The organism is Citrobacter sp. Cpo126 (genome assembly GCF_030332445.1).
Lineage (GTDB): Bacteria > Pseudomonadota > Gammaproteobacteria > Enterobacterales > Enterobacteriaceae > Citrobacter > Citrobacter portucalensis.
Genome location: NZ_JAOWHT010000032.1, coordinates 617,784 through 631,242, shown reverse-complemented (window position 1 = coordinate 631,242; position 13,459 = coordinate 617,784). Strand labels below are relative to the sequence as shown.

Here is a 13,459-nt window from a genome sequence, read left to right as displayed (position 1 = left end):
CGATAAGTCAGTGATGATGGAAGTGGGGGTTGTGGCTCAACCAAAAGAAAACAGGAATAATGCCGACACGGATCCTTTTGATTACCATCTTCCAGAGAAAAATGAGGATATTGTTTGGAAAATCGTCTGTTCAACACCTGGCTCAACCGTTGGGGGCTCACTCCAGATGGTGAACCGTTTGAAACGCACACATCGCAGCTTTTGCCTGTGGTGGTGGTCAAGGACGGGCAGAAAGCCATACTAAAGATCACCGATGATGACAGTGAACGGATCGGCTGTGAACTCATGGTCTGGTGGAACGGAAATGGCGCAGCGAAAGTACTTGCTCATGCAGCAGGGGCGATTCTGCTGGAACGTGCGACAGGGACAGAGTCTTTAGCGGACATGTCCTGGACTGGCAACGATGCGCAGGCCTGTCGCATTATTTGCCATGCTGCCAGTAGACTCCATCTCTCCCGAAATGCGTCTACGCCTGCGTTAACACCTCTGCACCATTGGTTTCGCGATCTGGCTCCTGCCGCGAAAAAGCATGGCGGTATCCTGACGTGTTGTGCTGCGGTGGCAAACGTACTGCTATCTTCACCCCATGATGCAGTCGTATTACATGGCGATCTACACCACGGCAATATTCTTGATTTCGGAACGAGAGGATGGCTGGCTATCGATCCCAAAGGGCTGGTGGGCGAGCGTGGCTTTGATTATGCCAATATCTTTACTAACCCCGATCTTGCCGAACCTACCGGACCTGTCGCCATTGAGCCGGAAAGATTCACGCAACGAGTCAACATTGTGTCTGAAATCGCCAGAATTGAACGGCAGCGTTTACTGATGTGGATTGTTGCCTGGTGTGGGTTGTCGTCCGTCTGGTTTCTGCAAGAGGGTGACAGCGCAACGGTACCTCTGCGTATTGCGGAGCTAGCGATGGCAGAACTTGCTTCAGGTGGTAATCAATTTTGATCTACGACACTGGGTTAGTAATTCTTAAGAGTTATCATTAGCCTGGTAAACGTTGTATTAATCAATTAATGAACGGCGGTGTGGTGTGTTGTTGAGCGAAAATTTGACAGGCCGGAAACAATGAACGCATTGTTTTCATTATTAAAAAAACGCCCGAATATTCTTTTGTTGATGGTCTTACTCATCGGGGCAAACATCGTAGCGTGGCTGTGGGCTTTCACCGCGTTTAGCAACAATACTTCCTTACTGGCACTGAGTCTGATTGCGTGGTGCTATGGTTTGCGCCATGCCGTTGATGCCGATCATATCGCCGCGATAGACAGCGCGACGCGTAAACTCATGCAGCAGAAAAAACGTGCCCTGACAACGGGGGCCTGGTTTTCTCTGGGACACTCTACCATTGTGGTGCTGGCCAGCATTGGCATTGCGTTAACTACCAGCGTGTTTAAGCAACATATGGCATGGTTTCAGAATGTCGGTGGTCTGATAGGAACTACGGTTTCTGCCGTATTTTTGCTGATTCTGGCTACCATCAATCTCATTATTTTCTGCCAGGTCTGGAAGGCATTCCGCCATCTTAAACGCACCGGTACTTACGATGGCACTACGGAAGACATTACAGTTTCAGGCCCTCTGAACTGGCTTTTCCGCTCAGCGTTTCGGCTGGTAGGTAAAGACTGGCATATGTATTTTGTCGGCTTTCTGTTTGGTCTGGGTTTTGATACCGCCACTGAAATTTCTCTGCTGGGAATTTCTGCTTCAAGCGCGTCCAGCGGCATGTCGATTTGGTCAATTCTCGTGTTCCCGGCGCTGTTTACCTGCGGTATGGCGTTAATTGATTGTCTCGACAGTATTCTGATGGTTGAGGCCTATGGATGGGCGTTCAATAAGCCGCAACGTAAGCTCTATTACAATATGACCATTACCGGGACTTCCGTGATTGTTGCGCTATTTATTGGCGGGCTGGAGGCGCTGGGACTTCTCTCTGACGCGTTTTCGCTTCAGGGTGGTTTGTGGGATACCGTCAGCAATTTGAGTGACCATATGGGGAATGTCGGTTTTGCGATTATTGGCGTCTTTATCGGCTGCTGGATTATCTCCGCCGTAAACTACCGTTGGAAAAAATACGACGGACTGACGTTTAGTTGACACAAAAGAAAGCCTTCCAGGAACAGGAAGGCTTTGATCTTTTTAGGACTGACTAATTCGCGTTCTCGGGTTGTGGTTTTTCAGCACTCTTTTTCAGGAGCCTGTTAGCCAGCACGCCAGACATCATCGAACCGTTCACGTTTAATGCCGTTCTGGCCATATCGACGACAGGCTCGATAGCAATGAAAATCCCCACCAGCGCGACCGGGAAGTTCAGCGTTGAAAGGACGATCAGCGCAGCAAATGTTCCGCCACCGCCGACACCCGCCACCCCAATAGAACCCAGCGCAATCGCAGGCAGCATGGCGAGCAAAAAATGTACTGATAGCGGATCAATCCCAATTGTTGGAGCAATCATCGCCACCATAATAGCCGGATAGATCCCGGCACAGCCGTTTTGACCCATGCTGGAGCCGAATGAAGCTGCAATATTAGCTATGGTGTTTTGCACGCCAAATTTTTCTTGTGCGGAAATAGCCAGTGGAATAGATGCTGCACTGCTGCGTGAAACAAATGCAAAGGTTAAAACTGGCCAGACAGTTTTAAAATAGTGAACGGGATTATTACCGCTCAGAACCAGTATCAGTGCGTGGACGATAAACATCATCAGAATCGCAAGGTAACAGGCAGCAATAAAGCCTAACAGACTGGCAAATTGTTCAAATCGATACGCGGAAAATACGCCTGCCATTAATGCCATCACACCATAAGGGGTGAGGGCAATAACGATACGCACCATTTTCATCACCCAAATCTGGATAGCGTTAATGCCAGCACTTAATTTTTTACCTTCTTGCGGGGCGTCTTGTTTGACCTTTAATAATGCCACGCCGGCAAGCAGGGTGAAGATAACAATGCCAATGACGGAAACGCTTCTGGCTCCTGTTAGATCAAGGAAGATATTCGTTGGGATCAGAGATGTAACCAGTTTAGGCAGTGAAATAGCGGCAGTTTTACTCACATCGTCTGCCGTCAGTGTGGACTGCATATGAACAAACGCACTGGCGTCCAGACCTAATACATGTGCAGTCAACAGCCCAATAAAACCGGCAATCATTACCAGACAGAGCATGCATCCGACAATGGTTAACGACATTTTCCCAATGCCAGCGCTGTTTTCGAGCTTATTAATGGCTGAGAGAATAGAGATGAAAATCAGCGGAACCGCAACCAGCTTCAGTAAATTAACATAACCGTTGCCGATAACATTATACCAGTCGATAACTGTTTTACTTTCGTCAGCAGCAATGAGATGCAGGGATAAGCCGATAACGGCCCCCATAAAAATAGCGATGAAGACGCTTTTTGAAAGAGAGTGACTTTTTTGGTTGATTCTAAAAATTGCCCATGAACAAACCAAAAAGAACGCGATATACGCGAGCGTTACGAACATATTGTAGCCTCTTGCCTCATTCAGCACCTGAAATGCCGGAAAGAGATTTGTTAGTGCGAAAAAAACCTATGAACCATAAGGGTTCAGGACCGCGACGGATTATAGGGAGGGGGGAGGGTAACAGCCACACAAAAAGTGTGGAACGGCGTCGGATGGCGTTTATATGCCTGTTCTGTAGACGATTTTACGTGACAGTGTAACGTATTGTGAGCAATCCCGCCGACCAATGAGATCGGCCCGGTTGGATTACTTATGAGGCTCGTCGTCCCAGGCGTGCGGTGCGAACAGATAACCTTTGTTGCGTACCGTTTTGATTCGATAGGGTTCAGTCGCGTTATCGAGCAGTTTTTTGCGTAAGCGGGAAATCGCGACATCGACGCTGCGATCCATGCCGTCATAACTTACGCCACGCAGGTTTTTTAGCAACGCATCACGGTCCATAATCTGCCCGGCATGGGTTGCCAACTCCCACAGTAATTCAAAATCAGCGGTGGAAAGAGAGATTTGCTCGCCGCCGAGCAGCACGGAGCGGTTGGTGGGATCGATAGTGAGTGTGCCAAAGCGCAGCGTTGTGTGCGGTGTGATGGTTGCCGCTTGAATGCCTTTAGACTGTGCTGAGTGTTCATTCTGGCGCAGGTGCAGGCGCAGGCGAGCCAGCAGCACAGCTGGCGGCGTTGTCTTCAGGATATAGTCACAGGCGCCCATTTCCAGCGCCAGGATATGGTTCATGTCGCTGTCCAGCGAGGTGAGCAGAACAATCGGGCCTTGCCAGCGTCCGCGTAAATCGCGGCAGATAGTCATCCCGTCTTTGCCCGGCAGCATGATATCTAATAACACCAGATCGGGTTGAACGTGCAGGATTTTCTCCTCAGCCAAATCACCACGAGGTTCAAGGATAACCTCAATATCATGCCGGGCCAGATAGGCTGCAATCAGTGAGCCAACTTCGGGATCATCTTCAACAAATACGATGGTGTTCATATCATTCATTTTGAATATAAAACGCCAACATACACCGCCCCGGTTTTTCCTTCCATTAATCTTTTCTAAACAAGAACGCTTCCGTTATGCTAGAGGCTGATGTTATTGATGTGTTAAGGCAGAGTGATGGGACTCGTTATAAAAGCGGCGCTCGGTGCGCTGGTGGTGGTGTTGATAGGTTTGCTGGCGAAAACAAAGAATTACTATATTGCTGGATTAATTCCACTGTTCCCGACGTTTGCGTTGATTGCCCACTACATCGTGGCCAGTGAGCGTGGGATCGAGGCGTTACGTACAACCATTGTATTCAGTATGTGGTCGATTATTCCCTATTTTGTCTACCTTGTTTCACTGTGGTATTTCACCGGGTTTATGCGCTTACCTATCGCGCTCGGCGGTGCAGTAGTGTGCTGGAGCCTGAGCGCGTGGTTGCTGATCTTTTGTTGGATCAAACTGCACTAACGCAGATGGCGCCCGCCATCAAGGGCAAAACTACGTCCGGTGACAAAACAACTGGTTAGTAGGTAGTCAATTAAATCAATGACCTCTTTTTCACCAGGCGCGGTTTTCATCAGTGATTTGTTTAGTGCCTGCTGGCGATACTCTGCATCGTCGCCCTCGTTAAACAGGATAAGTGAGGGGGCAATCGCGTTCACTTTCACTTCCGGTGCCAGTTTGCGCGCGAACGAGCGGGTCATATTATCCAGCGCCGCTTTGCTGGCAGCATAAGCAATGTGTTTGTCGCTGCCACGCTCCACAACATAATCCGTAAAATGAATGATGTCGCTGGCTGCGTGCCCATGACCGCGTAGCAATCCTTCCAGCGCGTGGTTGAGCAGGTAGGGCGTATTGACGTGGATCTGCATCATACGTGACAGTACTTCGCTAAGCGGTGTGCCGGGTTTTTCGGCGACCCAGGCGCTGGCATTATGCACAATGGCGCGCAAGCCATCCGTCTGCGCTTTGACCTCATCAGCAAAGGCCAGTACGCCTTCATCCGTGGAAAAGTCAGCCGGGATACAAATCGCGCCCGCTTCTCGCAGGCCGTCAATGGCAGGATAGTGAGTTCGGTAGCTGACGATAACTGGCTGTTTTTGGTTCAGAAAGTGCCATGCGACGGCGAGGCCGATACGACGACCACCTCCGGTGATAAGAATTGGCAAAGGAGGTTTTTTACCCATTGTTATACTCAGGCTCCGTTAAAAACAGCATCTTACAAGAGAAAGGGTGTAAGTGGTGTATGAAACATTGGTGATCAGTACAAACTCATGTGTACACAGTAGCACACAGGAATAAAGTTGTTGGGGTTTGTTACAGCATCCTGATTTAGCGGCGAGCACATTTTAGTCGGGCTATAGTCGAAGGAGTAATAGAGAGAGGGGGATTAACGTAATAGAATGATTAGTCATTAAAAAAGGGAACCAGAAAACAGGCTCCCCATTGTAGCTATGTTTTCCTAAGCTCTCTCAGTTTATCCATTATTTTATTGAATTCTTCTGTGAACTTTCTGTGATCTCTTTCTTCTGCTTCTTGCATAATACGAGCGGCTTCAAGCCTTCTTGCTTCAATCAATCTTTGTTCTCGTTCTTTAATCTGAATCTTCAATCTCTGTTCAAATTCTGATATGTCGATAGAAGCAACAATCACCGGATTCTCTAAGAGTTGGTAGAGTGGGGAAAATAAATCTGAATACTGATCTACAGCGTCTTCTGGCGGTGGTGAACGATAGAAGGTTAAACCTTTTCTCCATCGTGATAGTTGTGCATAGTTCAGCTTAGGTTTCTTGCCTGTGCCTTCATACGCCTCTTTCACAGCATCTAACACAGCGGCAGGTTTTACGTCCTTGCTTATCTTTAACGCTTCTTTCATTCGGCGTTCTTGTGGCTGTGTGCTGTCTCCGAGTAAGATCAGATTTACGTTCTTCATTGTCTACCCTTAAATGATTAAGGGAGCATGATAATACACACAGCCTCTTGTGTTCAATCTGATGGCTTCCAATTAGGAAAGATAGCTATCATCATCTCTATTGCTTTCTGTTTTGCCCGTGTTGCTGCCTTCTCTGCAAAAGCTTTTAGTTCAGCTTGTGATTCTTCTTCGATACGTTCGACGATACCCGCAAAAATGGCTTTCTGATTGTCCTCAGAAGCGATAGAAGCAATAACCTGATTTTGTTGTTGTGACGCTCTCAGTTCCGCTGTGAGACGGGCAACTTCTTCCTTTAGCTTTTCTTCTGTGCTCTTACTGGGGGACTGCTGAAATCGTGCGGGAATTTCTCCGAGATCATCGGCGAAAAACTTGTTTAACCATCGTTCTTGTAAACGGCAACCAGCAGATGCATTTAACCATTTGAGGAAAAAGCGGAGATTTACATGACCTTCTTTTACAGCAAGGCGTAGCTTTTCTAATTCAATACCACGCTGAACAGAGACACCTGCTTCATTGTTTAGCTTCTTGAATGGTTCAAGATCAATAAGTTTTAGAAAATCTGCTGCTGTTAAAACTGACATAATTATTTCCTCTAAAAAGGCTGGATTGCTCCAGCCTCATTTAGTTTAGATATTCCAATACAAGATGACACTATCACCGAGTTTATCGTTATACACGGTAGTCGCTGGTGTGGCTGGGGTAATCGTTGATGCTGGAACAACGTGAACCACGACAGGAGGATTCACAGGCGTCGCAGGAGTCAGAGGAGTTACGGGTACAACGTGTACGACAACTGGAGTTGGTTGTGGTTGTGGCGGAGTGATATCGGTGATTGTTTTCACTTCACCCGTTTTCAGATTTTCTGCCTTCTCTGCATAGTGACTAGGGCCATATGCCCCAACAGTTGCTATGCCAAGTGAGTTGACTGAAGTTTCGATTGCATAACCATCTTCTTTAGCTACGCCCTTAGAGAAACCATACCCAACAGTCTCATTTCCAACATAACCACGAAGGTGAGTGATTGTGAGATCACCTTCTTTCACCATAACATTATGAGTACGCATGGTTGGTGCAATCACTGTTGATGCTACACGAGTCAGGTCAGCGTTTTTGAGCGCGTGGGTAGTTTTCACTGCGTTGGATACATCGTTGTATGCAGTGACTGTACCAATAGCTTCATCACCTTCTTTAGTGCCGTGAATCGACAGGCCGCCAACGCCTTCAACATAGCTATGGTCGGAGAAATGCGTTACATCACCGTTCGTCACGTCAACGGTGTGGGAACGCATTTCAGGCGACACAACAGTTGATGCTGTTTTGGTCACACCATCACGAGTAACTGTTGAGGTACGAACCACACCTGTTTCTTGACTGATTGTGGTTGTCGCAGAATATTGTTCATTAACACCGTTGTAGGCAATGTTTTTAGTAACGACACCATCTTTCACACTGATGGAACGTGTCGTGTTATCTGCAATGGGGTGATCGCTCATATTGATGGAGCCTTTAGAGAATCCTGTGAAGCCACCACCTGCATTCATGCGCTCCGCAATGTGACCACCAAACGAATGACCACTAAAAGCATGACCAATGTTACCACCATGGCCATGGCCACCAAAATTGTGACCGCCCATACCTCCATGGCCACCGTGACCATGAGCAAAAGCAGACATTGGAAGAACTATTAATACTGCAACCACTGATTTCTTAAACATTTTAATACTCCATTTAGGATTAATAGGGGGTGTCATCATTAATTCTTTATTTCTCATTTTGTTTGTCCCTCAATGACTAAATACTGCCGATTACATAATTAATCGATGCAGTAGCAGCTATTAATAAACCTTTTTTATTTCCGACATAATTGACGAGGGGAGTGTAGCTGGTGGGACCAGCGCACGGGTTGCATTATCATCAAACACAAATACCAACACAACTGCATGATAAACTCAACACAAGATAAAGCACAAATAGTTAATTGTGTGATGATTAATTGTTCTTTTATTTATCCATATATTATGATGTGTATGTGTTCGTTAAGTGTTTCTTTTTTATCTTTTATCAATATGAAAAGTGAACAAAGAATTGAGAAGGTTATGATGTGTTTCTGTATGTTATGTTGTGATTCATAAGAAGATAAAGCAGGTGATCGTGACTGACTGTTGCGCCGTAAAGCAGTTTGCGATTGTGAAGTGTAGAAAGAGTAACTCGAACTCAATAGGGGGATCACACCTTGTGATGAGTCATCATCTGGAGAGCCGTGATAAGCGCTTCACACGCAGCAACAAATAGTGTGGGGGGCAAGCATGAAGGGAGAGCGAGAGCGATTATTTTCGATTAATCAGCGTTAACCATGATATCCCGATAATCCTTTATCAGGATATTCATAGTCTGATATTTTCCGAAGCCAGCGATGGGTATAACGTTAGCCTATCAGCATCCAGGTAGCTGGCACAGCAGCAACAAGCAGCAGGCCGATCAGCGCCATCTCCTGGCGTTTTAATACGTTTTCATGCGTGTGCGTTTTACGGGCATAAAGGAAAACCAACAGCCCTGGCGCATACAACACTACAGACAGCAGCAGATGCATCGGACCTGACGCATACAATAACCAGATGCCATAAATACTCGCGCCGATACCGACAGCCTTATGAATCGGACGGGTGGCAATTTTTAACAGAAATGCGCCGACCAGCAAATAGGGCACCAGAATCATCTCTGAGGCGATTGTCAGTAACGTATTGTAGTCGGAGCCTGTGAGCCAGATTAGCACAAGACAGATTTGTACACAGATGTTGGTTAGCCACAGCGATGCCGATGGCGCACCCTGTGCATTCTGTCGCGCAAAAATACGCGGAAACGCTTTGTGCGTGGAGGCGAGGAACGGCACTTCCGCCGCCATAATCGTCCAGCTTAAATAGGCACCGCACACGGAAACAATCAGACCCGCGGCAATAATAATTTCGCCCCATGGCCCCATCATTTTAACCATCAGACCGGCCATTGATGGATTGCGGATCTCTGCCAGTTCTGGCCGCGCGACAACGCCTAGAGATAGCAGGGTGACTAACAGGTAAACGCCCAATGCGGCGAGTACAGCTAACAGCGTGGCGCGACCAACATCGCGTTTATTTCTGGCGCGGGCAGATACCACCACCGCGCCTTCCACACCAATGAAAACCCACAGGGTGATGAGCATGGTGTTTTTGACCTGCTCCCAGACAGGCACGCCCAACGCGACGCCGGTAAAATCGAGAGTAAAGGTGTCGAGCTTAAACAGCATGAATGCCAGCACGATAAAGAGGCCTAGCGGCAGTAGTTTTGCCAGAGTCGCGGCAAGGTTAATGCTGGCTGCGGTTTGTACTCCCCGCAACACCAGAAAATGGACTATCCATAACAGTACCGATGCGCCGACAATCGACTGCCAGGTATTACCGTCGCCGAACAGACGTAATTCCGGTGTGTCGGTAAAGAAACTGAGCGCAGAGAAGACGATGACCAGATACGAAACGTTAGCGATAACAGCGCACAGCCAGTATCCCCACGCAGAGCAGAAGCCAATCAACTCGCCGAAACCTTCACGTGCATAGGTGAAGATACCGCCGTCCAGTTCAGGACGGATACGCGTCAGGATCAGCATGGCAAAGGCGAGCAAAAGAATACCCGCACCGGTAATCGCCCAACCAATTAGTAATGCAGCCGGGCTGGCTACTGCCGCCATATTTTGTGGCAGGCTGAAAACGCCAGCGCCGAGCATTGAGCTTAAAACCAGCGCGGTCAGTGCGCTCAGACCCAATTTCTTTTCCATTTGTATCCAGTTACAAAAACGAGAGTGAGAGAATAATTATTTTGGCAAACCGCATAAAAATGGTGAAAGCCACTAAGGCGCGGGATTTTACGGAGAGAAGAGAACGCATGCAATGGGGATAGAGAGATTTGTGACTAATAGTGTGAAAAGTTGTCTTAATACTGCTGTTTTTGTTTTATCTGGAAACAGAACTGCGCGAAATTATCAGGTCTACAAGGACTGTAGACCTGATAAGGCATTGGGTATTACTTATACAGATCGGCGCTGATCGTCACGTTGTTACCACGTTCTGACCACTGGCGGGTAATGTGATAGTACTTCGCGCCTTTCTTCGCTGCGCGTTTTGCTACCTGATAAGAGACTTCCGTCATGTTGCCGTAGTTACCGGTGAACTTGATGCTGTCGAACGGTACCATCATGGCGGCGGTCGCTTTGTTCAGCTCCTCAACTTTGGTTCCATCCGGTAGCGTGACAGTGTAACGTCCGCCTTTGGTGGATTGCGTTTCGAAGAAGCGGCCGACTTCAGCACTCGGAGAAGCGGTAGTTGCTACGCCCGGGATCTCAACTTTCTTCGCGGCTTCGCCACCTGCTGCTAATGCGGCACGACCAGCATCTGAATCTGCTGGGATCGCATCAGGGCTTTGTACAATGCGTTTTTTCGCATCAGCTTTATAGATGAATGCAGTAATACGCTGGTTGCCGCCCTGGTTAGCATCGACCTGACGCACGATATAGAAGGAGTAAGCACCTTTCTCTTTCGCTGCTTTGGTGATGGCATCGTTTACTTCAGGCTGGCTACGGTAGAAACCTTGCACTGTAACGGTGTCGTAAGGTTCTATCAGAACGGCCTGATCTTTTGGCAATTCCATTACGCCGTTAATGACACGGTTTTTTGACGCTTCCGCTTTTTCAGCGTCGGCTTTATAGACGTCGGCAACAACGCGCCAGTTACCGCCGCTGCCAAAATCTGAGGTATCAACAACATAAAAGGAGGCTGCACCGTCTTTATCTGCACGGCGTGAAACGGCAGCAACCGCATCACCGATAGCATTAAAACGACCGGTGACCACAATGCGGTCATAGGGTTTCAGGGCAGCCGCTTGCTCCGGCGTCAATTCTGTCGCTGCATTTACAGAAAAAGCAGTCGCAGAAATTAGTGCGGACGCCAGGAGAGTGTTCTTAAGCTTCATAAAAATAATCCTTCGCCTTGCGCAAACCAGGTACTGGTATTGTTATTGACTAGAAACGTCGCTGATTATTGCATTTAAATTGTGTCAGTGTCTGCGTCATTTTTCACTCATCGTGTCACGTTAGGTAACAACAGCGATAACATTTTGTGATATGCCGAAAATTTCGGCGTTTGGTGACCAAAACTGATAAAGCAGTTGAATTTCATAAGTTAATTTAATGTTAATTAATTGTTTTTGGCAGGTACGTAATCATGTTTTGCCGCTTCGCTTGAGCGAATTATCAGCCTTTGTGGGCTATTTTTAGGGCATTTTATCTGTCTGAGGTTCGATTCATCTCTATTTTGCGAATTTCATAATAAATACTGTTTTTTGGCGCTAGATCACAGGCGTCATTTTCAGTAGGTTATACAGAGTTTGTTACTGTTTTATTTTATTGAGGTAACACTGACCTCTCTCGAGAGTGCGCGCATGCCTCGTGCGAACATTGATAAACCATCATCATAATTACAGATGGAAGGGAACATTATGCGAATTGGCATACCAAGAGAACGGTTAACCAATGAAACCCGCGTTGCAGCCACGCCGAAGACGGTTGAGCAGCTGCTTAAACTGGGTTTCAGCGTCGCGGTTGAAAGCGGTGCAGGTCAACTGGCGAGTTTTGACGATAAGGCGTTTGTACAAGCAGGCGCAGAAATTGTTGATGGAAATGCAGTCTGGCAGTCAGAGATCATCCTGAAGGTCAATGCGCCGGAGGAGGCGGAAATTCCGTTACTCAATCCGGGCACGACGCTGGTGAGTTTTCTTTGGCCCGCGCAAAACCCTGAGCTGCTGCAAAAACTTGCAGAGCGCAACGTGACGGTCATGGCGATGGACTCCGTGCCGCGTATTTCGCGCGCACAGTCGCTGGATGCCTTAAGCTCGATGGCGAACATCGCCGGGTATCGCGCTATTGTTGAAGCTGCACATGAATTCGGTCGCTTCTTCACCGGCCAGATCACCGCCGCAGGCAAGGTTCCACCTGCCAAGGTCATGGTGATTGGTGCGGGTGTGGCAGGTCTTGCGGCGATCGGTGCGGCAAACAGCCTGGGTGCTATTGTGCGTGCTTTTGATACCCGTCCGGAAGTGAAGGAACAAGTGCAGAGTATGGGCGCAGAGTTCCTTGAACTGGACTTTAAAGAAGAAGCGGGCAGCGGCGATGGCTATGCCAAAGTGATGTCCGAAGCGTTCATCAAAGCTGAAATGGAACTCTTCGCTGCGCAGGCGAAAGACGTCGACATTATCGTTACCACAGCGCTGATTCCGGGCAAACCGGCCCCGAAACTGATCACTCGTGAAATGGTCGATTCGATGAAAGCGGGCAGCGTAATTGTCGATCTTGCCGCGCAAAACGGCGGTAACTGCGAATATACCGTGCCTAATCAGGTGACCACCACCGAGAACGGGGTGAAGGTTATCGGCTATACCGATCTGCCTGGCCGTTTGCCAACGCAGTCTTCCCAATTGTACGGCACGAACCTCGTCAACCTGCTCAAACTGTTGTGCAAAGAGAAAGACGGCAATATCACTGTCGATTTTGACGACGTGGTTGTACGTGGTGTCACGGTGGTTCGCGAGGGTGAAATCACCTGGCCTGCGCCGCCGATCCAGGTTTCTGCTCAGCCGCAGGCTGCGCCAAAAGCCGCACCAGCGCCGAAAGAAGAGAAAAAGCCTGTCTCTCCGTGGCGCAAATATGCGCTGATGGCGCTGGTAGTGATTTTGTTTGGCTGGCTCGCCGACGTCGCGCCGAAAGAGTTCCTTGGTCACTTTACGGTGTTCGCGCTTTCCTGCGTGGTGGGTTACTACGTGGTCTGGAATGTGTCACATGCGTTGCATACTCCGCTGATGTCTGTGACTAACGCCATCTCGGGGATTATCGTGGTTGGGGCGTTATTGCAAATTGGCCAGGGTGGCTGGGTGAGTTTCCTGAGCTTTATCGCGGTGCTTATTGCCAGCATTAATATTTTCGGTGGCTTCACCGTGACTCAGCGCATGCTGAAAATGTTCCGGAAAAACTAA

General features: G+C 48.2%; 12 protein-coding genes. 4 read left to right on the top strand and 8 right to left on the bottom strand.

Going from position 1 to position 13,459, the window contains the following annotated elements:
• The first annotated feature begins 114 nt into the window (after window positions 1–114).
• Both OGY17_RS12220 and OGY17_RS12215 read left to right on the top strand, forming a co-directional pair.
• Complete coding sequence (locus OGY17_RS12220; protein WP_234610597.1) at window positions 115–957, top strand: aminoglycoside phosphotransferase family protein; 843 nt, start codon at window positions 115–117, stop codon at window positions 955–957.
• A 120-nt stretch (window positions 958–1,077) separates the two neighbouring features.
• On the top strand, window positions 1,078–2,106 hold the full coding sequence (locus OGY17_RS12215) for a HoxN/HupN/NixA family nickel/cobalt transporter (protein WP_032943366.1): 1,029 nt from the start codon (window positions 1,078–1,080) through the stop codon (window positions 2,104–2,106).
• A gap of 52 nt (window positions 2,107–2,158) precedes the next feature.
• On the opposite strand, the gene OGY17_RS12210 is transcribed toward OGY17_RS12215, so the two are convergent.
• On the bottom strand, window positions 2,159–3,499 hold the full coding sequence (locus OGY17_RS12210) for an L-cystine transporter (protein ID WP_167819909.1): 1,341 nt from the start codon (window positions 3,497–3,499) through the stop codon (window positions 2,159–2,161).
• A 246-nt stretch (window positions 3,500–3,745) separates the two neighbouring features.
• Window positions 3,746–4,489, bottom strand: a complete 744-nt coding sequence (gene rstA / locus OGY17_RS12205; protein ID WP_057095100.1) for a two-component system response regulator RstA — start codon at window positions 4,487–4,489, stop codon at window positions 3,746–3,748.
• A 117-nt stretch (window positions 4,490–4,606) separates the two neighbouring features.
• Here rstA and OGY17_RS12200 point away from each other — a divergent pair, with 117 nt between their 5' ends.
• Window positions 4,607–4,942 carry a GlpM family protein gene (locus OGY17_RS12200; protein ID WP_008784705.1) on the top strand — a complete coding sequence of 112 codons (336 nt, stop codon included), beginning with the start codon at window positions 4,607–4,609 and terminating at the stop codon, window positions 4,940–4,942.
• On the opposite strand, the gene folM is transcribed toward OGY17_RS12200, so the two are convergent.
• The 6 genes from folM to ydgH all read right to left on the bottom strand — a co-directional run bounded on the left by folM (window position 4,939) and on the right by ydgH (window position 11,404).
• Complete coding sequence (gene folM / locus OGY17_RS12195) at window positions 4,939–5,661, bottom strand: dihydromonapterin reductase (protein WP_048214244.1); 723 nt, start codon at window positions 5,659–5,661, stop codon at window positions 4,939–4,941. The genes OGY17_RS12200 and folM overlap by 4 nt on opposite strands.
• Before the next feature lie 265 nt (window positions 5,662–5,926).
• Window positions 5,927–6,406, bottom strand: a complete 480-nt coding sequence (locus tag OGY17_RS12190) for a hypothetical protein (protein WP_048235422.1) — start codon at window positions 6,404–6,406, stop codon at window positions 5,927–5,929.
• A 53-nt stretch (window positions 6,407–6,459) separates the two neighbouring features.
• Window positions 6,460–6,987, bottom strand: coding sequence for a hypothetical protein (locus OGY17_RS12185; RefSeq protein WP_153687214.1), 528 nt, complete (start codon window positions 6,985–6,987; stop codon window positions 6,460–6,462).
• A 45-nt stretch (window positions 6,988–7,032) separates the two neighbouring features.
• Window positions 7,033–8,178 carry a hypothetical protein gene (locus OGY17_RS12180; protein ID WP_286607341.1) on the bottom strand — a complete coding sequence of 382 codons (1,146 nt, stop codon included), beginning with the start codon at window positions 8,176–8,178 and terminating at the stop codon, window positions 7,033–7,035.
• A 653-nt stretch (window positions 8,179–8,831) separates the two neighbouring features.
• The gene (locus tag OGY17_RS12175) at window positions 8,832–10,214 is read right to left on the bottom strand and encodes an amino acid permease (protein WP_103285168.1); all 1,383 of its coding nucleotides are present in this window, start codon (window positions 10,212–10,214) and stop codon (window positions 8,832–8,834) included.
• 245 nt (window positions 10,215–10,459) lie between these two features.
• Entirely contained in the window at window positions 10,460–11,404 is a 945-nt protein-coding gene (gene ydgH, locus OGY17_RS12170) for a DUF1471 family protein YdgH (protein ID WP_003832856.1), read from the bottom strand.
• Between the two features lie 525 nt (window positions 11,405–11,929).
• Between ydgH and pntA the strand changes: the two genes are divergently transcribed.
• Window positions 11,930–13,459, top strand: a complete 1,530-nt coding sequence (gene pntA / locus OGY17_RS12165; protein ID WP_003028945.1) for a Re/Si-specific NAD(P)(+) transhydrogenase subunit alpha — start codon at window positions 11,930–11,932, stop codon at window positions 13,457–13,459.

Excerpts from the sequence above, each read along its gene's own strand:
- OGY17_RS12190 (WP_048235422.1), bottom strand. The coding sequence starts at position 6,406 with ATGAAGAACGTAAATCTGATCTTACTCGGAGACAGCACACAGCCACAA.
- folM (WP_048214244.1), bottom strand. The coding sequence starts at position 5,661 with ATGGGTAAAAAACCTCCTTTGCCAATTCTTATCACCGGAGGTGGTCGT.
- ydgH (WP_003832856.1), bottom strand. The coding sequence starts at position 11,404 with ATGAAGCTTAAGAACACTCTCCTGGCGTCCGCACTAATTTCTGCGACT.
- OGY17_RS12185 (WP_153687214.1), bottom strand. The coding sequence starts at position 6,987 with ATGTCAGTTTTAACAGCAGCAGATTTTCTAAAACTTATTGATCTTGAA.
- rstA (WP_057095100.1), bottom strand. The coding sequence starts at position 4,489 with ATGAATGATATGAACACCATCGTATTTGTTGAAGATGATCCCGAAGTT.
- OGY17_RS12210 (WP_167819909.1), bottom strand. The coding sequence starts at position 3,499 with ATGTTCGTAACGCTCGCGTATATCGCGTTCTTTTTGGTTTGTTCATGG.
- OGY17_RS12180 (WP_286607341.1), bottom strand. The coding sequence starts at position 8,178 with ATGAGAAATAAAGAATTAATGATGACACCCCCTATTAATCCTAAATGG.
- pntA (WP_003028945.1), top strand. The coding sequence starts at position 11,930 with ATGCGAATTGGCATACCAAGAGAACGGTTAACCAATGAAACCCGCGTT.
- OGY17_RS12215 (WP_032943366.1), top strand. The coding sequence starts at position 1,078 with ATGAACGCATTGTTTTCATTATTAAAAAAACGCCCGAATATTCTTTTG.
- OGY17_RS12200 (WP_008784705.1), top strand. The coding sequence starts at position 4,607 with ATGGGACTCGTTATAAAAGCGGCGCTCGGTGCGCTGGTGGTGGTGTTG.
- OGY17_RS12175 (WP_103285168.1), bottom strand. The coding sequence starts at position 10,214 with ATGGAAAAGAAATTGGGTCTGAGCGCACTGACCGCGCTGGTTTTAAGC.